The sequence below is a fragment of the Ruegeria sp. CJ6 genome, from assembly GCF_056536665.1.
Genome location: NZ_JBQFQB010000005.1, coordinates 318,665 through 337,916, shown reverse-complemented (window position 1 = coordinate 337,916; position 19,252 = coordinate 318,665). Strand labels below are relative to the sequence as shown.

Sequence of the window (19,252 nt, the reverse complement as noted above, 5' to 3'; positions counted from 1 at the left end):
TTATCGTTTCAATTGCGGATGGCCCGACTTTGCCACGCAATCCACGGGCCGAACAGATCAATCCTCGGCCAACCGAACCAACGCCGCACCTGCCTCGACCTGTGCCCCCGCTTCGGCCAGCACTTCTGCAACCACACCATCGCGGGCGGCTAATAGAGAATGCTCCATCTTCATGGCTTCCAGAATGGCCAGCCGGTCGCCCTCTTTCACCTCCTGCCCCGCCGAGGCGAAGACGGCCTTGACCAGCCCGGGCATCGGCGCTTCGATCACGTTGGTGTCACCTGCAGCACTGGCATCGCGGTCCAGAGGGTCAATGACCTCAAATACCTGCCCATAGTCGTCGAATACAGTGACCTGTGACCCGGCCATGACAACATTGGGCATGGGTGTCCCATCGATGGTCCAGCCAGCGCCACGCCGCCGCGCAACAAGCTGCGCACCTTCGATCTCCCAAATCTGCCGATCCGGGCCTTCGACCTGGACATCCAGATCAACAACCTCTCCGTCCCGCAGTAACTGCACAGCGCGATGTAACGGTGCCCATAGCGTAAAGCCCGTTTCAGAGACCGTCTCGGCCAGACCCAACGCCGTCATCGCCGCAGCCACTGCCGAAGCGTTGCTTACGCCAGCTTCCTGCACCAGATCATCAAGATCCCGCCCGATCAGCCCGGTATCCACGTCGCCCGACGCAAACCCGCTGTGCCGCGTCAGAGCACCAAGGAAGGCGAGATTTGTGACAGTCCCGGCGACCTCGGTCTGGCGCAAGGTCCGGTGGAGATTTTCCAAAGCGACCGCGCGTGTCGGGCCATGCACCACGACCTTGGCGATCATAGGGTCGTACCATGGGCTGATCGTATCCCCGGCGCGCACGCCACTGTCGGCACGGCAGCCTTCCGGGAACTGTAGATGAGTCAGCGTACCCGTCGCAGGCAGAAAGCCTTTGGGCACATCTTCGGCATAAAGCCTCGCCTCAAAGGAATGCCCGCGGATCGACAAATCGCCCTGCCGCTTCGGCAGGCTTTCACCCGCTGCTACGCGCAACTGCCATTCGACCAGATCGACGCCGGTAATGGTCTCGGTCACCGGGTGCTCGACTTGCAGGCGCGTGTTCATCTCCATGAACCAGAACCGATCCGGGCGCAGCCCGTCCGAGGCATCGACGATGAACTCAACCGTCCCTGCACCTTTGTAGCCAATCGCCTCAGCCGCGCGCACGCCCGCCTGCCCCATCGCCTCACGCATCTCGGCAGTCATTCCAGGGGCTGGGGCCTCTTCGATCACTTTCTGATGTCGCCGCTGCAACGAGCAGTCGCGTTCAAACAGATGCACCGCATGGGTGCCATCGCCGAACACCTGCACCTCGATATGGCGGGGCTTGGCGACGAATTTCTCGACAAGTACAGCATCGTTACCGAACGCCGTCTTTGCCTCACCGCGCGCGCTGTCCAATGCAGCCGAGAACTCCTCGGGCGCCTCGACCAGCCGCATCCCCTTGCCACCACCACCTGCAACGGCCTTGATCAAAATGGGATACCCGATTGTGTCTGCCGCGCCAGCCAGATGTTCGGGGTCCTGATTGTCGCCATGATAGCCGGGGACGACGGGAACCCCTGCGTCCTCCATCAACACCTTGGCCGCATCCTTAAGGCCCATCTTGCGGATCGCGTCCGCCGATGGCCCGATGAAGGTCAGACCTGCAGCCTCGACTGCATCCACAAAATCCGGGTTTTCGGACAAGAACCCATAACCAGGATGGATCGCCTGCGCTCCTGTATCCAGCGCCGCTTGAATGATCACGTCACCCTTCAGATAGCTTTCGGCTGGGGCCGCGCCACCAATATGCACCGCTTCATCCGCCATCTGCGCATGCTTGGCCGATGCATCAGCATCCGAATACACAGCCACACAAGATACGCCCATCTTCTGAGCAGTTTCCATGACCCGGCAGGCGATCTCGCCGCGGTTGGCAATCAGGATTTTGTTAAACATAGCTTACCCCTTAACCGCCAGATCTTCGACAAGGCGGAAGCGTTCGCACAGCAATTCCATCTCGGGATCGAACCCGCCATTGCGTTCGAAATACCGGCGATGATCCTCGCGCCATCCCTCAAGCGTTTCATTCTCACCCTCGGCCAACGCAAAGTCTTCGGTCACATCGCAATATCGGCAGGTCGAGACCTCGACCGTTTCGATCACCAAAGCGGGGCGATCATCCCATTCCAGCGCAATATCCTGACGCCCAACGACCGGGGTATCAGCACTGCCTTCTGGGTAGTCTCGCAAAGCACCACATGTCGCCGTTTTTCGGCCTAATCTTACCAACGCCAGCAGCTCGGCACTTAGCGATGCGCTGTCTCCAAACTTGAAGGTCTGCGCGCCCGGGTAGCGGGCCATTACTTCATTCAATGAAACGCTCATCTTACATCCTGAACACGCCGAAACGTGTCTCCTCAATCGGGGCGTTTAGTGCGGCGCTCAGCGACAAGGCCAGCACGTCGCGGCTTTTGCGCGGGTCGATGATGCCGTCATCCCAGAGCCGGGCCGAGGCATAAAGCGGGTGAGATTGTTCCTCGAACATGTCCAGCGTCGGGCGTTTGAATTCAGCCTCTTCATCGGCGGACCACGTACCGCCCTGCCGTTCAATCCCGTCGCGTTTGACAGTCGCTAGGACACCTGCAGCTTGCTCGCCCCCCATCACTGAGATACGCGAATTCGGCCAAGTCCACAGGAACCGAGGCTGATAGGCGCGTCCTGCCATGCCGTAGTTTCCAGCTCCGAAGGACCCTCCGACAAGCATTGTGATCTTTGGAACGCTCGTCGTCGCCACCGCCGTCACCATCTTGGCCCCGTGCCGCGCGATGCCTTCGTTTTCGTATTTGCGGCCGACCATGAAGCCGGTGATGTTCTGCAGGAAGACCAGCGGGGTTTTGCGCTGCGAGCACAGTTCGACAAAATGCGCACCCTTCTGCGCGGCCTCAGAAAACAACACACCGTTGTTGGCAATGATCCCGACCGGGCAGCCTTTGACATGGGCAAAACCGGTCACCAGCGTCTCACCAAATCGCGGCTTGAACTCGTCGAACCGAGAGCCATCGACCAGCCGCGCAATCACCTCGCGGATGTCATAGGGCGTGCGCAGATCGGCCGGAACTACGCCCAAAATTTCCTCGGGATCATAGGCAGGCTCTTCCGGTGTTTCGAACTGTAGGCCAGGCTTCAGCCCTGCACCCCCCAACGACCCGACGGCCCGCCGAGCCAAGGCCAACGCATGCGCATCGTCCTCGGCCAGATAATCCGCCACGCCGGACAGGCGCGTATGCACATCGCCGCCACCCAGATCTTCGGCTGTCACAACCTCCCCCGTCGCGGCCTTGACCAAAGGCGGTCCGGCCAAAAAGATCGTCCCCTGCTCTTTCACGATGATCGTCACGTCGGACATCGCCGGAACGTAAGCCCCGCCCGCCGTACACGACCCCATTACAACGGCGATCTGAGCAATCCCCTTCGCGCTCATCCGCGCCTGATTATAGAAGATGCGGCCAAAGTGATCGCGGTCGGGGAAAACCTCATCCTGATTGGGCAGGTTCGCACCGCCGCTATCGACCAAATAGATGCAGGGCAGATGGTTTTCCTCGGCAATCTCCTGCGCGCGGAGGTGTTTCTTGACCGTCAGCGGATAATATGTGCCGCCTTTCACAGTGGCGTCGTTGCACACCACCATGACCTCGCGCCCCTGCACCCGGCCAATCCCCGCGATCACCCCGGCACAGGGCGCGGCATCTCCATACATCCCATGTGCCGCCGTCGCGCCGATTTCCAAGAACGGAGAACCCGGATCGAGCAGGTTCGCCACCCGACGACGCGGCAGCATCTTGCCCCGCGATTCATGCCGCGCCCGCGATTTTTCACCGCCACCCATGCGGGCCGCTTCGGCGGCATCCGCAATATGTGCCAGCGCATCCAGATGTGCGGCTCGGTTCGCCTTAAACCCCTCAGAGGTTGGTATGGCTTTGGATTTTAGTTTCATTCCATCTTCCCCAAGTCGCGCAATTCCACAGCGCGTTCAGCGGTTTCGGTCAGCAGGCAATTTGCGGCAACAATCGAGCGTATCGTTCCATCAGACCATATGCCGTAGGCCAGAGCACATTCAGCATCCCGAAATCCGATCCATGCGCGTTGAGCATCTCGCAACTGGTCCGAAAGTTCGGGACTTTGTTCAGCCAGTTCTGCTCGACGCAGTTTATACTGTTCGTTTAGAAATGAATCCCAAATTTGGGTTTCGGCTTGAATACACTCGGTGATGCCAAGGGTTGTTTCATTTCCCGGTATAGTTTGGCAGGCATTGGCAGCTGTACCGAGACATGATGACAAGCTATCGCCATGCTGCGTCTGAGAAAAACATTGTTGAATATACGACTGGTCTACCCAAGCGCCCTGAGCGGAAACAAGCGATGGTACAAGCGTCGCAGCAAGTGCAATTCGCATCATGTAATTGCCTCCCCTGCAGCCCGCGCCTTCAATTCCTTCCGGATCACCTTTCCTGTCACCGTCATCGGCAACTCTTCCAGAAACGACACCTCACGCGGATAGGAATACTGCGCCAAACGGTCCTTAACCCAGTCCTGCAACTCAGCGCCCGACGCCTCAGCCCCCGGCTTCAACACCACATAGGCCTTCACGATCTCGGTCCGAAGCTCATCGGGCTTGCCGACCACGCCCACCGTTGCCACTGCCGGGTGGGTCAGCAGGCAATCCTCGATCTCAGCCGGGCCAATCCGGTAACCTGCCGAGGTAATCACGTCATCATCGCGACCGACAAAGCGCAGATAGTCCCCTTCCCACACGCCACGGTCACCGGTGATCAGCCAATCACCTCGGAATTTCTCAGCCGTTGCTTGCGGATTATTCCAGTATTCCAGCAGCATTGAGGCCGAACCGCGCCGGATGGCAACATCGCCTTCCTCCGTCGTCGGTTGGCCATGATCGTCAATTACCGCCACCTCATGACCCGGCACCGGTTTACCGATACAGCCGGGGCGAACGGGGAAGTCCTCGGCGCAGGAGGATACGACCATGTTACACTCGGTCTGGCCATAAAACTCGTTGATCGTCAGACCAAACGCCTGCTGGCCCCAAGCCAACATCTCAGCGCCCAAAGGCTCGCCCCCAGACGCCACCGACCGCAATCCCGGTATCGACTGATCCGCAGCTTTGAGCATCCGTAAAGCCGTCGGCGGAAAGAAGACGTTCCGCACCCCCGCCCGCGCGACCACATCGGCGCAGGCCTTTGGGGTGAATTTGTCCAAACGCGTGGCAACCACCGGAACACCCAGCGCAAGCCCGGGCATCAGAACGTCGAACAAACCGCCGATCCACGCCCAGTCTGCTGGAGTCCACAGGCAATCCCCATCACGCAGGTGGTTGTGGCTGATCGAGACGCCCGGCAGGTGGCCCAGCAGCACACGATGACCATGCAGCGCACCCTTGGGACTGCCAGTGGTGCCGGACGTGTAGATCAGGACCGCCGGATCTTCGGGGCCGGTATCGGCAAAGGGCACCGGTTCCCCCTCCTGCCCGATCTCGTCAACCAAAAGTGGCTGGGCCAGATCCCCCAGCAACGCGGCCCCTTCTGTATCCGTCAAAACGATCCGCGCACCTGCATCTCTGACGCGCGATGCCAGCGCATCGTGTTTGAACAGCTTGAACAACGGCACCGAAATCGCACCGATCTTCCAGATCGCCAGATGCGCGGCGGCACACCACGGCGACTGGCTGAGCAAGACGCCAACCCGGTCTCCTGGCTGGACCCGAGCTATCAACGCGCGAGCGATGCCATCAACCATAAGCTCCAGTTCGCCAAATGTTACCACGCTCGGATCGCCCTGGGTCAGATCCAGCAAAGCAACCCGATCGGATTGTTGCGACAGGCATTGCTGCGCCATGTTCAGCCGATCAGGGATCGCCCAGCTTTGGTCGCCGCGCAAACCCGGTATGCGCTCAGCGGGATGCATGCTGATTTTCCCTTATTTCATTAGCGGTTGCAGCTAGCCTCCCCGCTTCAGCAATTTCCGGAGTTTGATGCAGATCAGAGCGTTTCTGCGCCGCGGCATCCAAAACATCGACATCAACGCAAGCAAAGGCACGAATATGACAAAGAAACTCGCCGCTTTGACCCTTTCTACCGCACTTGTCGCTCTGGCTGCCCCAGCCTTCGCCCAATCCCAGGGCGATTGGACTGTCGGTGTTGGTGTCGGCTATCTGGACCCCAAATCCGACAACGGTACTCTGGCCGGGTTCGACGCCGAAATCGACTCGGACACCCGTCCGATTTTCACCGTCGAATACTTCGTTCAGGACAATCTCGGGATCGAGCTCTTGGCCTCGACCCCCTACAAGCATGACGTCACTCTCAGTGGCAGCGTTGACGCGGGCAGCGTCAAGCATCTTCCGCCTACTCTGTCGCTGAACTATCACTTCCCGACCAATAGCGCGTGGAAGCCCTATGTCGGCGCTGGTCTGAACTACACCATCTTCTTCGAGGAAGACTCGCCTTTGGGCGATCTCGATCTGGACAACTCCTTCGGCGTTTCTCTGCAGGCCGGTCTGGATTACATGGTCACGGAAAAAGGCGCGGTGCGTCTGAACGTGCGCTGGTTCGACATCGACTCGGACGTCAAACTTGACGGCAACGACATCGGCACCGCCGAAATCGACCCGTTCCTGATTGGCCTGTCCTACGTTCATCGTTTCTGATCCAATCGTAAGAAGCCCCGTGGTTCAATGAACTGCGGGGTTTTCCGTCACAACATCTCGTTCATCATTTCGCGCCCAATCAGCATGCGGCGGATTTCGCTGGTGCCCGCGCCGATCTCCATCAGCTTTGCATCTCGGAAAATCCGGCTGACCGGCGAATCCGACAGGAATCCGGCACCACCCAACGCCTGAACGGCTTGATGCGCCTGCACCATCGCCTGTTCCGAGGCATATAGGCAGCACGCTGCAGCATCCTGACGGGTTACATCCCCGCGGTCGCATGCCTTGGCAACTTCGTAGACATAGGCCCGCGCCGAATTCATGGCTGTGTACATATCCGCGATCTTGCCTTGCATGAGCTGGAAGCTCCCGATCGGTTTTCCGAACTGCTTACGCTCGGCCAGATAGGGCATCACTTCGTCCAAGCAGGCGGCCATGATCCCGGTTCCAATTCCCGCAAGAACCACACGCTCATAGTCCAGACCGGACATCAGAACGGCTACACCCCGCCCTTCTTCGCCCAGAACATTCTCGAACGGCACTTCAACATCTTCAAAGATCAACTCAGCGGTGTTCGAGCCGCGCATGCCAAGCTTGTCGAAATGAGGCGAAGTCGAAAACCCGGTCATCTCTTTCTCGATCAGAAAAGCCGTGATCCCCTTTGACCCGGCGTCCGGATCGGTCTTGGCATAGACGACCAGAGTGTCTGCATCCGGCCCGTTAGTGATCCAGTATTTGTTGCCATTCAGCCGATAGTGATCGTTTCGCTTTTCTGCACGTAGCTTCATGGAAACCACATCCGACCCAGCCGAGGGCTCGGACATAGCCAACGCCCCGACATGCTCACCCGAAATCAGACGGGGCAGATATTTTTTCTTCTGCTCATCCGTTCCGTTCAGCTTGATCTGGTTCACGCACAAGTTCGAATGCGCCCCATATGACAAAGATACCGAGGCCGAGGCGCGCGCCACTTCCTCAACTGCCACCGTATGCGCCAGATAGGACATACCGGCCCCGCCATATTCTTCAGGGACTGTGACGCCCAACAAACCAAGCTCACCCATCTCTTTCCACAGCTCATTCGGAAAGGCATTGGACGCGTCGATCTCGGCCGCCATCGGCTTGACCCGTTCCTGAGCCCAGCGGTGCACCATCTCACGCAGGGCGTTCACGTCCTCGCCCAGATCGAATTGCATTGTGGCCATAAACATGCAGGGCTCCTCCGATTGCATTAATGAACAAACGTTCAATAATCAGATAGCAGCGTTTCCTCCTCTGGTCAATGACGACACGCAGGCCAACGCAAAACGCCGCCCGGCAAGGGGCGGCGTTTTCAGATAAATCGAGCGTGCGCTGAAAGCGCGCTCCGCTGGACTATGACTGATAGACAGCGCTGACTTCAGCCCGGATAATGCGTGCAATTTGGGCACAATCTTCCAGCGAAAAAGTCAGTGGAACGCGCATATCCATGATCCCTGCCAATATCCGATCACTGACCGGCATCGGGGCGCTGTCGGCATAACGCCAACTGTCATAGCGTGAGGTAAAGCCCGACGGTTCAGCCCCCCCGAACCACTTCAGTTCGACCCCGCGCGCGGCGCAACGCTGGATTACCTCGGCAATGCGCTCGGGTGTCCAGTCCAGCAACAGGAATTGTATCGATGAACCGACATAGGTCTCAGCATCAGGCCGCTCCACCATCGTCAAACCCGGCGTTTCACGCAGGCCATGCTCAATCTCAACATAGCGTTCATTCCAACGCTGTACCTGCCGATCAAGATCACGCAACTGCGGACGTAAGATCGCTGCACGCAAATTATCCATCCGACCCGAGACATTGGGGGTTGTGTACTTGATCTGCTCGAACACCTCCGGCCCAGGCGCGGCCAGATGGCGTTCATAAAGCATGTAAGACCCGGACAACATCGTAGCCTTGGCGGCCAGTTCCGGATCATCCGTGATCAGCAACCCGCCCTCGCCCGAATTGACATGTTTATAGGTCTGGCACGAGTAACATCCAATGGCCCCCTGCCGCCCAGACAGCTGCCCGCGCCAGGCGGCACCCATGGTATGGGCGCAATCTTCGATCACGATCACACCCGCCGCATCACACATCTGCATCAGGCGATCCATATCGCATAGATGCCCTCGCATGTGGCTCAGCATCAACACCTTCGCCTGATCCAGCTTGGCCTCAAGATCATCCAGATCGATGGTCAGGGCTTCGGTCACACCAACGAAGACCGGCTTTGCGCTTACGGACGCAATCGCCCCCGGCACCGGCGCCAGAGTGAACGCGTTGGTCAGAACCGGATCGCCCGGCTTGACCCCCACCGCACGCAACGCAGTGGCCAGAGCGTAGCCACCCGACGAGACTGCCAGACAGTAATTCGCACCCATTTGGGCGGCGAATTCCTGCTCCAACAAAGCCGTCTCGCTCAATTCGCCAGGGGCAACATTGTAGCGGTGCAAACGACCATGGCGCAAAACGGCCATGGCGGCCTCGATCGCCTCTTCGGGAATGGGTTCTTGCTGGGTGAAATTACCTGTGAATGTCTCAGTCATGAATCCGTTTTTATGCTGAGTGTTAAGCGGGTCAAGGGATCAGGCCGCCGCTCCGATCAAATCGGAGACCAGTTTCGGTAAATCATCAAAATGATGCAACAACGCCTCGGGCTCCAGCGCAGCCATCTCATCGCCCGACGGGCCGAATGTCACCAGTACCGACGGCACTCCCGCAGCCCGCGCCGTATTTCGGTCGGTATCTGAGTCGCCGATCAATACGCAGTGGTCAGGGTGCCCTCCGGCGCGACGCGCTGCTTCGCGTAACGGTTCAGGGTCGGGTTTCCGCACCGGTAATGTGTCTGCACCGATCAGTGAAGCAAAGTGATCACGGACACCCATCCGGGTCAGCAGCAAATCAGCCAGGCCTTCGGGCTTGTTGGTGCAAATCCCCACGCCATAACCTGCATCTTTCAGTGCTTCGACGGCTTCAAGCGCACCGGGATAGAAATAGGTATGCGTATCGATCGCCTGCCCATAGACGTCCAAAAAGACCGGATAATAGGCTTCAACAACGTCCGCGTCATAGGCGCCGACCCGCTTCAATCCATGGGACAACATCAAGCGTGCACCGCGTACCGATACCGCCGCATCAAGCTCGGGCGACAGAACATCCCCATGACCCATCTCGCGAAAACAATGGTTTGCAGCGGCCAGCAAATCACCAGATGTATCCGCCAAAGTTCCATCCAGATCAAAGATTACCGTTCGCATGCTTACCTCCTGAACCGGCGGGTTTCCGCCATGTCGTGTTGCAAACGGCAATCTTCTTTGATGGCTGAACCGCTTGCGCCTTTGCCCACAGCGGATAAAACGGGCGGCGACAAAACAAAAGAGAAAACGATTTCATGAGCACTGCCCTTGTCATTCTTGCCGCCGGAAAAGGCACAAGGATGAACTCTGATATTCCCAAAGTCCTGCATCCGATCGCTCAGGCCCCAATGCTGGTTCACGCCATGCGCGCCGGTGCTGTCCTGTCGCCCGAGCGCACGGTGATTGTTACCGGCCACGGTGCGGAAGCAGTCGCGCGTGTGGCTGAAGCCGAAGATGAAAACGCCAGCATTGCGGTGCAGGAAGAACAACTTGGCACCGCCCACGCGGTTGCGCAGGCGCGTGCAGCGCTGGAGGGCTTTCAGGGGGATGTGGTCGTCCTCTATGGTGACACCCCGTTTCTACAGCCCGACACCCTGCAGCGGATGATCGAAGCGCGCGCAAAAAACGATCTGGTCATTCTTGGATTCGAAGCTGCAGACCCCGCCCGTTATGGCCGCCTTGTGATGAACGGGGACGCCTTGGAGCGGATCGTCGAATTCAAGGATGCCACAGATGAAGAGCGCACTATAACCTTCTGTAACTCAGGACTTTTGGCATGCGATTCCGAAACCTTGTTCTCGCTGATCGATGCCGTTGGCAATGACAACGCCTCGGGTGAATACTATCTGACTGACGTAGTCGAGATCGCCCGCAGCCAAGGGCTGACCGTAACTGCAGTTGCCTGCGACGAAGCTCAGACGCTGGGCATCAATTCGCGCGCTGATCTGGCGGCGGCGGATGCGGTGTTTCAGGTGCAAGCACGGTCTGCATTGCTGGATCTGGGGGTCACTCTGATGGCCCCTGAAACGGTTTATCTGGCCGCAGATACCGTCATTGGCCGCGACACTGTCATTGAACCCAATGTGGTTTTTGGCCCCGGAGTGACCGTGGAAAGCGGCGCAACGATCCGGGCGTTTTCACATCTCGAAGGCTGCCATGTCAGCCGAGGTTCGGTGGTCGGACCATATGCCCGGCTGCGTCCGGGTACAGAGCTGGCTGAAAACGCCAAAATTGGCAACTTTGTCGAGATCAAGAACGCCGAAATCGCCGAAGGCGCTAAGGTGAATCACCTCAGCTATATCGGCGACGCCTCAGTCGGGGCGGCGACAAATATTGGTGCGGGAACCATCACCTGCAACTATGACGGCGTGATGAAGCATAAAACGACCATCGGGGAAAACGTGTTCATCGGATCGAACACGATGCTGGTGGCCCCGGTCACTCTGGGTGATGGCGCAATGACCGCCACGGGGACCGTAGTGACCAAGGATATTGAGCCAGACGCACTAGCCGTGGCGCGCTCTAAGCAGGAAAACAAACCCGGCTATGCGCGTAAATTGTTTGAAATGTTGAAGGCGAAGAAGGCTCGCCGCGACAAAGGAGCCTGAGTTATGTGTGGAATTGTTGGTGTTCTGGGCAGTCACGAAGCTGCCCCTATCCTGGTCGAAGCACTGAAGCGGCTTGAGTATCGCGGTTATGACAGCGCCGGTATCGCGACTGTGAACGATGGAGCTTTGGGCCGTCGGAGGGCTGTCGGCAAGTTGGTGAACCTAAGCGACCTTCTGGTTCACAACCCCCTTCCAGGTAAATCCGGTATCGGTCACACACGCTGGGCCACCCATGGTGCCCCATCGGTTAACAATGCACATCCGCACAAGGCCGGGCCTGTCGCCGTAGTGCACAACGGCATCGTTGAAAACTATCGTGAACTGCGGGCCGAACTGGCCGATAATGGGGTCGGTTTCGTGACGGATACCGACACTGAAACCGTCGCCCTGATGACGGAACGCTACATGTCCGAAGGGCTGTCTCCGGTCGACGCCGCGTTTAAAACCATTGATCGACTCAAAGGTGCATTTGCGCTCGCCTTTCTGTTCGACGGTCAAGAAGACCTGATTGTTGCGGCGCGCAAGGGCTCGCCCCTTGCAATTGGTCACGGCGATGGTGAGATGTTTGTTGGGTCTGATGCGATCGCGCTGGCCCCCCTGACGGATCGCATCACCTATCTTGAGGAAGGCGATCGGGCGGTTCTGACCCGCACTTCGCTTGAGATTCGAACCGAATCGGGAGAGCTTGCCAACCGCGAAATTCGGCAGATTCAAATCGATCAGACCCGTGCCGACAAAGGCGGCCACAAGCATTATATGGCCAAGGAAATTGCCGAGCAGCCTGTTGTGGTGGCCGAAGCCATCCGCTCGTATCTTCCGACCGGAGGCGATCAGGTTGTATTGCCCGGCGACGGTCTGGATTTCACCAAGCTGGACCGTCTGACCATGGTGGCTTGCGGCACGGCATTCTATGCTTGCCTGACGGCAAAATACTGGTTCGAACAGCTGGCCAAGATGCCGGTTGAAGTCGATATCGCCAGCGAGTTCCGCTATCGCGAGCCTCCAATCTCGGACCGGATGTTGGCGTTGTTTGTAAGCCAGTCGGGCGAAACCGCCGACACGCTTGCTGCCCTGCGCTATTGCGAGGGCAAGGCGGACAAGATTGTCTCGGTCGTGAATGTCGCGGAAAGCTCGATTGCGCGCGAAAGCGATGTGGCGTTGCCGATCCATGCGGGTGTTGAGATCGGTGTTGCTTCGACCAAGGCGTTCACCTGTCAGCTTAGCGTGTTGCTGATGCTTGCCCTCAAGGCCGCTGCAGATCGAGGCACGCTTAGCGATGAAGAGATCGCCGATCACGCGGCCGCCCTTCGCGGTTTGCCGACTGTTCTGAATGCTGCGCTGGATCAAAATGACGCTATTCGCCAATCTGCCCAGCGCCTGTCCGAGGCGCGCGACGTGCTGTTCCTGGGCCGTGGCCTCATGTACCCGCTGGCGATGGAAGGCGCGCTGAAACTCAAGGAAATCAGCTATATTCACGCCGAAGGCTATGCCTCGGGTGAGTTGAAGCACGGCCCCATCGCCTTGATCGACAAGCATATGCCGGTTGTTGTCATGGCACCGCGCGACGCAGTTTTCGACAAGACAGTTTCGAACATGCAGGAGGTGATGGCGCGCAAGGGCAAGGTTATCCTTGTCTCGGATGATGACGGTATCGCTGAGGCAGAAGATGGAGTTTGGAGCACGATCCGTATGCCACATGTGCACACCAGCCTTGCCCCGATTCTCTATTCGGTGCCCGCGCAATTGCTAGCCTACCACACGGCGGTGGCCAAAGGCACAGATGTTGATCAGCCCCGTAATCTGGCAAAATCCGTCACGGTTGAGTGATCAGGTATGCAAGCCTATCTTGATCAGATCAAAGCCCATGCCGATCCCGAACGCGCAGAACAGGTGGCGGCCTATCACAAGGTAGACCGCCCCTATCTGGGTGTTCCGAACCCGGTTCTGAACGATCTGACCAAGGCGTGGCGACGCGAACTTGAGGTCGCTGACCGCATCTCCGTCGCCGATGGGTTGTGGCAGACCAACATTCACGAGGCGCGGGTCGCGGCAGCAAAGCTGCTGACCCAAGCCCGTATCCGACCGGATGACGCGGTGTGGGACCTGCTGCAAAGCTGGCTACCGGATTTTGACGCCTGGGCAGTGGCCGATCATGCCTGTATGGCGATGCAAAAGCGTCTTTCGGCGGATCCAACCCGGCTGGATCAGGTCGAACGCTGGACTACGTCGGGCCACATGTGGACCAAACGCGCCGCGCTGGTCGCCACCTTGCCCTGGACCAAACAGAACCATCCCAAACCGAAAGACCTGGCATGCCGTGACCGTATACTCGGCTGGGCTGCCACGTATGTCTCCGATCGGGAATGGTTTATCCAGAAGGCCATCGCATGGTGGCTGCGCGAATTGTCAAAGCATGATCCAGAGCGCGTAGTCGCGTTTCTGGAAACGCACGGCGCAAACATGAAACCCTTTGCCCGCAAAGAGGCTGGGAAATACCTGCGCGCTCAGTCGGAATAGACTTCCAGTTCCACCAACTCGTCATATGGCACCAACAGCGCGCGCATGGCTTCAAGCGACAGCCGTCCGCCACCGCCTTCGGGGCCTGGTGCGGGAACAAGCGTGACATAGGCCTGCGCACCCGTGCGCGGCACAACCACGCGGCCGTTGATTTCAGTTTGTACCAGAGGCGTCTGCAACCAACGCCCCGGTGTGTTGGGATCGCCCAGCCCGGCAACGGTCGTTTTGGCGCCAGACCACCCTGCGGCAGCCACAGGCTCAGGAGTTACCTCCGTCGCCTCTGCTGTAACGGGTTCAGCCGCCGTCTCGTTGGATGAACTTCCGAACACCCGATCCGTCGTGGACCGAACGGCATCGCAACCGGCAACGAGGCTAAAAGCTAAAACCAAAGCATATTTCATAACACAAAACCTAGAGCGCTGCGCCTAACTGTACCAGTCCAAAACGCAGATGGCACTTGCCGCGAACATGCCTCCGCTTTACCTATGAGCCATGACAGCTCCGCTTATAGACCCGTTTGCCCGCGCCATCACCTATCTTCGCGTCTCCGTTACGGATCGCTGCGATTTCCGCTGCGTCTACTGCATGTCCGAAGATATGAAGTTTCTTCCCAAGAAAGACCTTCTGACTCTGGAAGAGTTGGATCGTATGTGCACGACTTTCGTCAATTTGGGCGTCGAGAAATTGCGCATCACCGGGGGCGAACCACTGGTTAGGCGAAACATCATGTCATTCTTCAACAGCATGACCCGACACCTGGACAGCGGCGCCCTGAAGGAGCTGACGCTGACAACCAACGGATCACAATTGCACCGATTTGCGGATGATCTTTACGCAGCGGGCGTGCGGCGCGTGAATGTATCGCTCGATACGCTGGATGAAGACAAATTTGCCAAGGTCACCCGATGGGGCCGCCTGAAACAGGTGCTGAACGGCATTGACGCAGCGCAGAAGGCTGGCCTGCGGATCAAGATCAACGCTGTCGCTCTGAAAGGGTTCAACGAGCCCGAGCTACCCAAGATCACCGAATGGTGTGCCGAACGTGATATGGATCTGACCTGGATCGAGGTGATGCCCATGGGCGACATAGGCAACGAAGACCGGCTGGATCAGTATTGGTCGCTCAAGGACGTCCGCAAGGAATACCAGAACCACTATACGGTCACTGATCTGGCCGAACGGACAGGTGGTCCGGCGCGGTATGTCAGGCTTGAGGAGACCGGACAAAAGATCGGTTTCATAACGCCACTCAGCCATAACTTCTGCGAAAGCTGCAACCGCGTGCGCCTGACCTGCACTGGTGAGATCTACATGTGCCTTGGCCAGGAAGATATGGCTGATCTGCGCGCACCCCTGCGCGATCATCCCGATACCGAGAAACCGTTGGAAGACGCGATCCGTGCAGCCATCAACCTCAAGCCCAAGGGCCATGATTTCGACTATTCCCGGCAAGCCGTCGACGGTCAGATGAGCCGCCACATGAGTCATACGGGCGGCTGAGATGCCCGGCACACCCGCGCAGCCAACGCTGCTGTACAAACTGTACTGCGGTCTCATATCTATTGCCGAACCCCTGATTTGGCGAAAAGTACGCAACAAACTGCACGCTGCGGGTGTTCCCGAAAGCCGCCAGCAAGAACGGCTTGGCCATGCCAGTTTGCCGCGCCCAGATGGGCAGCTGATCTGGTTTCACGCGGCCAGTGTGGGTGAAAGCCTATCGGTTCTAAGCCTGATCAACCGTCTGGGGCAGCGCCTGCCGAATGCTGAGTTTCTCATCACCTCAGGCACCCCGACCTCGGCGACGTTGATTGCTAAGCGCTTGCCTGCCCGGACGCGCCACCAATATCCGCCATTGGACAGCGCCGCTCCGGTGCGCGAGTTTCTGGACCACTGGAAACCCGATGCAGGCATCTTTGTAGAAAGTGAAATCTGGCCCCGGCTGATCGTAGAGGCCGCAAATCGCGGCACGCCACTGGCGCTCTTGAATGCCCGGCTATCTGACAAATCAGTGGATAGTTGGAACAAGCGCCCGAACACGGCGCGCTTCATTCTGGATCATTTCAAGGTATTTCTGACCCAGAACGACAAAACCGCCGCTAATCTGATCGCAATTGGTGCCGACGCGGATCGCGTACAGCCCGGCACCAACCTCAAGGCCATGTCTGACCCGCTGCCCGTAAATCAGGATGTCCTGACCGAAACCCAAGCGCAGATAGATGGTCGCCCGATATGGATTGCCAGTTCTACCCATGCAGGGGAAGAAGAAACGGTTCTGGCAGCCCACAAAGCGTTGCTACAGCGCTGGCCCGACCTGCTATTGCTGCTGATCCCTCGCCATCCGGAGCGTGGAGACGACGTTGCTAAATTGGTGAGTGATGCTGGTCTTTCGCAAGCACGACGCAGCGCTGACCAACAGATAGCATCAGACATACAGGTCTATGTCGCGGATACATTGGGTGAAACCGGAACCTGGTACGCCCTCTGCCCCATCGTTTTCCTAGGGGGATCGCTGAAAGAGATCGGCGGCCATAATCCGTTTGAACCGGTTCAGGCGGGGGCTGCGGTGATCACCGGCCCTGGTTATTTCAATTTTGCCGAGACATTTGAGCCGCTCATCAAAACGGGCGGCGCCGTCCGGATCAACTCGGCCAACGCATTGTCAGATGCTGTCACCCTCTGGCTGTCGGACAAAGCCGAACTGCGCACCGCTCGAATGGCAGCCGATGCCTGCGTGAAAACACAGAGTTCGGCTTTGGATGCGGTGATCGAAACGCTCTGCTCCCGCCTGTCTCTCGGCTGACAAAACACACCGATCCCTCTTCATCAGGCTAAAAATACCTCGGGGGTGTGGGGGCAGAGCCCCCACCCTTCCCATCAAGCAGCAGGCATCCGCTGCTCAACAATCTCGGCCCACCAACTACACCCGGCAGGAATGGCCTCGTCGTTGAAATTATACTCGGGATGATGAACCATGGCCGTATCTCCATTGCCCACCAGAATATAAGCCCCCGGACGCTCTTCGAGCATAAAGGCAAAATCCTCACCCCCCATGACAAGGGGCGCCTCGTCACAGCTGCCCGAGACCGATTTCGCCACCTCGGCCGCGAAATCGGTCTGCTCGTCACTGTTCACCATCACCGGATAGCCACGAATATAGGTCACATCCGCCGTGCCACCAAAGGTCGCTGCAACTCCTGCGCAAATCTCGTTGATCCGTTTCTCGGCAAGATCGCGCATCTCTTTGCTCATGGTACGTACGGTGCCTTTGATCTGCACAGTTTGAGGAATGACATTGAACGCCTTCGAGGATGTCTCGAATGATGTCACAGACACCACGACCTGATCGATCGGGTCGGCATTGCGCGAGGCAATCGTCTGCAACGCAAGAACCGCCTGCGCGGCCATCACGGTCGTATCCACGGTCTCCTGCGGTTTCGCGGCGTGGCCACCGCGTCCTTCAAAGGTGATGTCGAACTGATCGGTCGCGGCAAAGAACGAACCCGGACGGATCGAGAAGCTGCCGACCGGACGGCCCGGCCAGTTGTGCATGCCGTAGACTTCCTGAATGTTCCAGCGCGCCATCATGCCGTCTTCGCACATTTCGCGACCACCGCCGCCACCTTCTTCAGCGGGCTGGAAGATCACCACTACAGTACCGTCAAAATTACGCGTTTCCGAAAGGTATTTCGCCGCCCCGAGCAGCATCGCCGTATGTCCATCATGGCCACAAGCATGCATCGCCCCATCGGTTTTCGAGGCGTAATCCAACCCCGTCGCCTCGTGAATCGGCAGCGCATCCATATCAGCACGCAGACCGATGACTTTGCCACTCGAGTCTGATTTGCCCTTGATCACACCGACAACCCCGGTGCGACCGATCCCGGTAACGACCTCGTCGCAGCCGAACTCTTTCAGTTTGTCCGCGACCAAAGCACTGGTGCGGTGGGTTTCAAACAGAATCTCGGGGTTTTCATGAATATCCCGTCGCCATTCGGTGATTTCGGCCTGCAATTCGGCAAAGCGGTTCTTAACTGGCATGTCTTCTCTCTCTTAATTCAAGCCGCCGGCATCCGGCGCTCGACCATTTCGGCAAACCATGAGCATCCTATCGGGATGATCTCATCGTTAAAATTGTATTCAGGGTGGTGCAGCCCGGCGCTGTCGCCATTGCCCAGCACGATGAACGCTCCGGGGCGTTCTTCCAGCATGAACGAGAAATCTTCGCCGCCCATCACCATGGGCGCTTCATCACAGCTGCCACCTACGGAAATGGCGGCCTCAGCGGCAAATTCCGTCTGTTCTTCGGCGTTGATCGTCACCGGAACTCCACGCGTGTATGAGACTTTGACAGTGCCACCGAAGGTTTCAGCAATACCCTCAGCCACCTCGCTTAGCCGCGTCTCGATCAGGTCGCGCATTTCGTTCGAATGCGTTCGTACAGTACCGCGCACCTGCGCCGATTGGGGGATCACATTGAACGCTTTGGATGAGGTCTCGACCGAAGTCACAGACAGAACCGCCTGTAAAATAGGGTCCGCGTTACGCGACACGATGGTCTGAAGTGCCACGATCAGTTGCGACAACATCACTGTAGTATCAATTGTTTCATGCGGTTTCGCCGCGTGGCCGCCTCGACCTTCCAGATGAATGTCGAACTCATCCGCAGCCGCCAGCAGCGGGCCAGACCGGATCGCGAACTGCCCCGTCGGCACACCTGGCACATTGTGCATGGCATAGACTTCCTGAATGCCGAACCGATCCATCAGACCGTCTTTGCACATCGCCTCGGCCCCATTGCCGCCTTCTTCCGCTGGTTGGAAAATCACAATGGCCGTGCCGTCGAAGTTCCGCGTCTCAGACAAGTATTTCGCCGCGCCCAACACCATCGCCGTATGGCCATCATGGCCACAGGCATGCATGGCGCCATCGGTTTTCGAGGCATAATCAAGGCCCGTCTGCTCCTGCATCGGCAGCGCGTCCATATCGGCACGCAGGCCGATCACACGACCCTGCGTGTCGGTCTTGCCCTTGATGACGCCAACAACACCGGTGCGGCCAATGCCCGTCACAACCTCATCGCAACCGAACTCTTTCAGCTTTTCAGCCACCAAGGCGCTGGTGCGGTGGGTGTCATAGAGGATCTCAGGGTGTTGATGAATATCCCGCCGCCAACCGGTGATTTCTTCGTGCATTTCGGCAAGTCGGTTCTTGATTGGCAT

17 protein-coding genes are annotated in these 19,252 nt (G+C 58.2%); 6 read left to right on the top strand and 11 right to left on the bottom strand.

The genetic code is table 11. The annotated features are described in order from the left end of the window. Positions 1 to 57: 57 nt before the first annotated feature. Genes ACR0BT_RS16420 through ACR0BT_RS16400 form a run of 5 tightly spaced genes read right to left on the bottom strand, consistent with a single transcriptional unit; the run spans position 58 to position 6,011 of the window. The gene (locus ACR0BT_RS16420) at positions 58 to 1,989 is read right to left on the bottom strand and encodes an acetyl/propionyl/methylcrotonyl-CoA carboxylase subunit alpha (protein ID WP_480763606.1); all 1,932 of its coding nucleotides are present in this window, start codon (positions 1,987 to 1,989) and stop codon (positions 58 to 60) included. 3 nt (positions 1,990 to 1,992) lie between these two features. Continuing rightward, on the bottom strand, positions 1,993 to 2,418 hold the full coding sequence (locus tag ACR0BT_RS16415; RefSeq protein ID WP_170465996.1) for an ASCH domain-containing protein: 426 nt from the start codon (positions 2,416 to 2,418) through the stop codon (positions 1,993 to 1,995). A 1-nt stretch (position 2,419) separates the two neighbouring features. Then, positions 2,420 to 4,027, bottom strand: coding sequence for a carboxyl transferase domain-containing protein (locus ACR0BT_RS16410; RefSeq protein ID WP_480763605.1), 1,608 nt, complete (start codon positions 4,025 to 4,027; stop codon positions 2,420 to 2,422). Next, a complete protein-coding gene (locus tag ACR0BT_RS16405; RefSeq protein ID WP_480763604.1) occupies positions 4,024 to 4,488 on the bottom strand; it encodes a lysozyme inhibitor LprI family protein in 465 nt (154 codons plus the stop codon). Before ACR0BT_RS16405 ends, ACR0BT_RS16410 begins: the two co-directional genes overlap by 4 nt. After that, positions 4,485 to 6,011, bottom strand: a complete 1,527-nt coding sequence (locus ACR0BT_RS16400; RefSeq protein WP_480763603.1) for an AMP-binding protein — start codon at positions 6,009 to 6,011, stop codon at positions 4,485 to 4,487. The genes ACR0BT_RS16405 and ACR0BT_RS16400 overlap by 4 nt, the downstream gene beginning before the upstream one ends. A gap of 136 nt (positions 6,012 to 6,147) precedes the next feature. Here ACR0BT_RS16400 and ACR0BT_RS16395 point away from each other — a divergent pair, with 136 nt between their 5' ends. After that, complete coding sequence (locus ACR0BT_RS16395; RefSeq protein ID WP_480763602.1) at positions 6,148 to 6,753, top strand: OmpW/AlkL family protein; 606 nt, start codon at positions 6,148 to 6,150, stop codon at positions 6,751 to 6,753. 47 nt (positions 6,754 to 6,800) lie between these two features. Here the strand turns inward: ACR0BT_RS16395 and ACR0BT_RS16390 are convergent, their stop codons facing one another. The 3 genes from ACR0BT_RS16390 to ACR0BT_RS16380 form a co-directional block, all read right to left on the bottom strand. Next, the gene (locus ACR0BT_RS16390) at positions 6,801 to 7,964 is read right to left on the bottom strand and encodes an isovaleryl-CoA dehydrogenase (RefSeq protein WP_170397077.1); all 1,164 of its coding nucleotides are present in this window, start codon (positions 7,962 to 7,964) and stop codon (positions 6,801 to 6,803) included. 163 nt (positions 7,965 to 8,127) lie between these two features. Beyond that, the gene (locus ACR0BT_RS16385) at positions 8,128 to 9,318 is read right to left on the bottom strand and encodes a DegT/DnrJ/EryC1/StrS family aminotransferase (RefSeq protein WP_480763601.1); all 1,191 of its coding nucleotides are present in this window, start codon (positions 9,316 to 9,318) and stop codon (positions 8,128 to 8,130) included. 39 nt (positions 9,319 to 9,357) lie between these two features. Next, positions 9,358 to 10,029 (bottom strand): HAD-IA family hydrolase, encoded by a 672-nt coding sequence (locus tag ACR0BT_RS16380; RefSeq protein ID WP_170424133.1) that lies wholly within the window; start codon positions 10,027 to 10,029, stop codon positions 9,358 to 9,360. 134 nt (positions 10,030 to 10,163) lie between these two features. On the opposite strand from ACR0BT_RS16380, the gene glmU reads away from it, so the two are divergent. The 3 genes from glmU to ACR0BT_RS16365 are packed head-to-tail and all read left to right on the top strand — an operon-like array spanning position 10,164 to position 14,033. After that, entirely contained in the window at positions 10,164 to 11,516 is a 1,353-nt protein-coding gene (gene glmU / locus ACR0BT_RS16375) for a bifunctional UDP-N-acetylglucosamine diphosphorylase/glucosamine-1-phosphate N-acetyltransferase GlmU (RefSeq protein ID WP_480763599.1), read from the top strand. A gap of 3 nt (positions 11,517 to 11,519) precedes the next feature. After that, on the top strand, positions 11,520 to 13,343 hold the full coding sequence (gene glmS, locus ACR0BT_RS16370) for a glutamine--fructose-6-phosphate transaminase (isomerizing) (RefSeq protein WP_480763598.1): 1,824 nt from the start codon (positions 11,520 to 11,522) through the stop codon (positions 13,341 to 13,343). A 6-nt stretch (positions 13,344 to 13,349) separates the two neighbouring features. After that, positions 13,350 to 14,033 carry a DNA alkylation repair protein gene (locus ACR0BT_RS16365; RefSeq protein WP_480612870.1) on the top strand — a complete coding sequence of 228 codons (684 nt, stop codon included), beginning with the start codon at positions 13,350 to 13,352 and terminating at the stop codon, positions 14,031 to 14,033. Here the strand turns inward: ACR0BT_RS16365 and ACR0BT_RS16360 are convergent. Beyond that, a complete protein-coding gene (locus tag ACR0BT_RS16360) occupies positions 14,021 to 14,434 on the bottom strand; it encodes a hypothetical protein (protein WP_170404060.1) in 414 nt (137 codons plus the stop codon). The genes ACR0BT_RS16365 and ACR0BT_RS16360 overlap by 13 nt on opposite strands. A gap of 91 nt (positions 14,435 to 14,525) precedes the next feature. On the opposite strand from ACR0BT_RS16360, the gene moaA reads away from it, so the two are divergent. Together moaA and ACR0BT_RS16350 are read left to right on the top strand one after the other, a co-directional pair. Continuing rightward, a complete protein-coding gene (gene moaA / locus ACR0BT_RS16355; protein ID WP_170404063.1) occupies positions 14,526 to 15,533 on the top strand; it encodes a GTP 3',8-cyclase MoaA in 1,008 nt (335 codons plus the stop codon). A gap of 1 nt (position 15,534) precedes the next feature. Beyond that, positions 15,535 to 16,833, top strand: a complete 1,299-nt coding sequence (locus ACR0BT_RS16350; protein ID WP_480763597.1) for a 3-deoxy-D-manno-octulosonic acid transferase — start codon at positions 15,535 to 15,537, stop codon at positions 16,831 to 16,833. A gap of 74 nt (positions 16,834 to 16,907) precedes the next feature. Here ACR0BT_RS16350 and ACR0BT_RS16345 read toward each other — a convergent pair whose 3' ends face one another. Together ACR0BT_RS16345 and ACR0BT_RS16340 are read right to left on the bottom strand one after the other, a co-directional pair. After that, positions 16,908 to 18,071, bottom strand: a complete 1,164-nt coding sequence (locus ACR0BT_RS16345) for a M20 aminoacylase family protein (protein ID WP_480763596.1) — start codon at positions 18,069 to 18,071, stop codon at positions 16,908 to 16,910. Between the two features lie 17 nt (positions 18,072 to 18,088). Further along, positions 18,089 to 19,252 carry a M20 aminoacylase family protein gene (locus ACR0BT_RS16340; RefSeq protein ID WP_480763595.1) on the bottom strand — a complete coding sequence of 388 codons (1,164 nt, stop codon included), beginning with the start codon at positions 19,250 to 19,252 and terminating at the stop codon, positions 18,089 to 18,091.

Bases quoted from the DNA above. Each gene is read 5' to 3' on its own strand.
- ACR0BT_RS16420 (WP_480763606.1), bottom strand. From the start codon at position 1,989: ATGTTTAACAAAATCCTGATTGCCAACCGCGGCGAGATCGCCTGCCGG.
- ACR0BT_RS16415 (WP_170465996.1), bottom strand. From the start codon at position 2,418: ATGAGCGTTTCATTGAATGAAGTAATGGCCCGCTACCCGGGCGCGCAG.
- ACR0BT_RS16410 (WP_480763605.1), bottom strand. From the start codon at position 4,027: ATGAAACTAAAATCCAAAGCCATACCAACCTCTGAGGGGTTTAAGGCG.
- ACR0BT_RS16405 (WP_480763604.1), bottom strand. From the start codon at position 4,488: ATGATGCGAATTGCACTTGCTGCGACGCTTGTACCATCGCTTGTTTCC.
- ACR0BT_RS16400 (WP_480763603.1), bottom strand. From the start codon at position 6,011: ATGCATCCCGCTGAGCGCATACCGGGTTTGCGCGGCGACCAAAGCTGG.
- ACR0BT_RS16395 (WP_480763602.1), top strand. From the start codon at position 6,148: ATGACAAAGAAACTCGCCGCTTTGACCCTTTCTACCGCACTTGTCGCT.
- ACR0BT_RS16390 (WP_170397077.1), bottom strand. From the start codon at position 7,964: ATGTTTATGGCCACAATGCAATTCGATCTGGGCGAGGACGTGAACGCC.
- ACR0BT_RS16385 (WP_480763601.1), bottom strand. From the start codon at position 9,318: ATGACTGAGACATTCACAGGTAATTTCACCCAGCAAGAACCCATTCCC.
- ACR0BT_RS16380 (WP_170424133.1), bottom strand. From the start codon at position 10,029: ATGCGAACGGTAATCTTTGATCTGGATGGAACTTTGGCGGATACATCT.
- glmU (WP_480763599.1), top strand. From the start codon at position 10,164: ATGAGCACTGCCCTTGTCATTCTTGCCGCCGGAAAAGGCACAAGGATG.
- glmS (WP_480763598.1), top strand. From the start codon at position 11,520: ATGTGTGGAATTGTTGGTGTTCTGGGCAGTCACGAAGCTGCCCCTATC.
- ACR0BT_RS16365 (WP_480612870.1), top strand. From the start codon at position 13,350: ATGCAAGCCTATCTTGATCAGATCAAAGCCCATGCCGATCCCGAACGC.
- ACR0BT_RS16360 (WP_170404060.1), bottom strand. From the start codon at position 14,434: ATGAAATATGCTTTGGTTTTAGCTTTTAGCCTCGTTGCCGGTTGCGAT.
- moaA (WP_170404063.1), top strand. From the start codon at position 14,526: ATGACAGCTCCGCTTATAGACCCGTTTGCCCGCGCCATCACCTATCTT.
- ACR0BT_RS16350 (WP_480763597.1), top strand. From the start codon at position 15,535: ATGCCCGGCACACCCGCGCAGCCAACGCTGCTGTACAAACTGTACTGC.
- ACR0BT_RS16345 (WP_480763596.1), bottom strand. From the start codon at position 18,071: ATGCCAGTTAAGAACCGCTTTGCCGAATTGCAGGCCGAAATCACCGAA.
- ACR0BT_RS16340 (WP_480763595.1), bottom strand. From the start codon at position 19,252: ATGCCAATCAAGAACCGACTTGCCGAAATGCACGAAGAAATCACCGGT.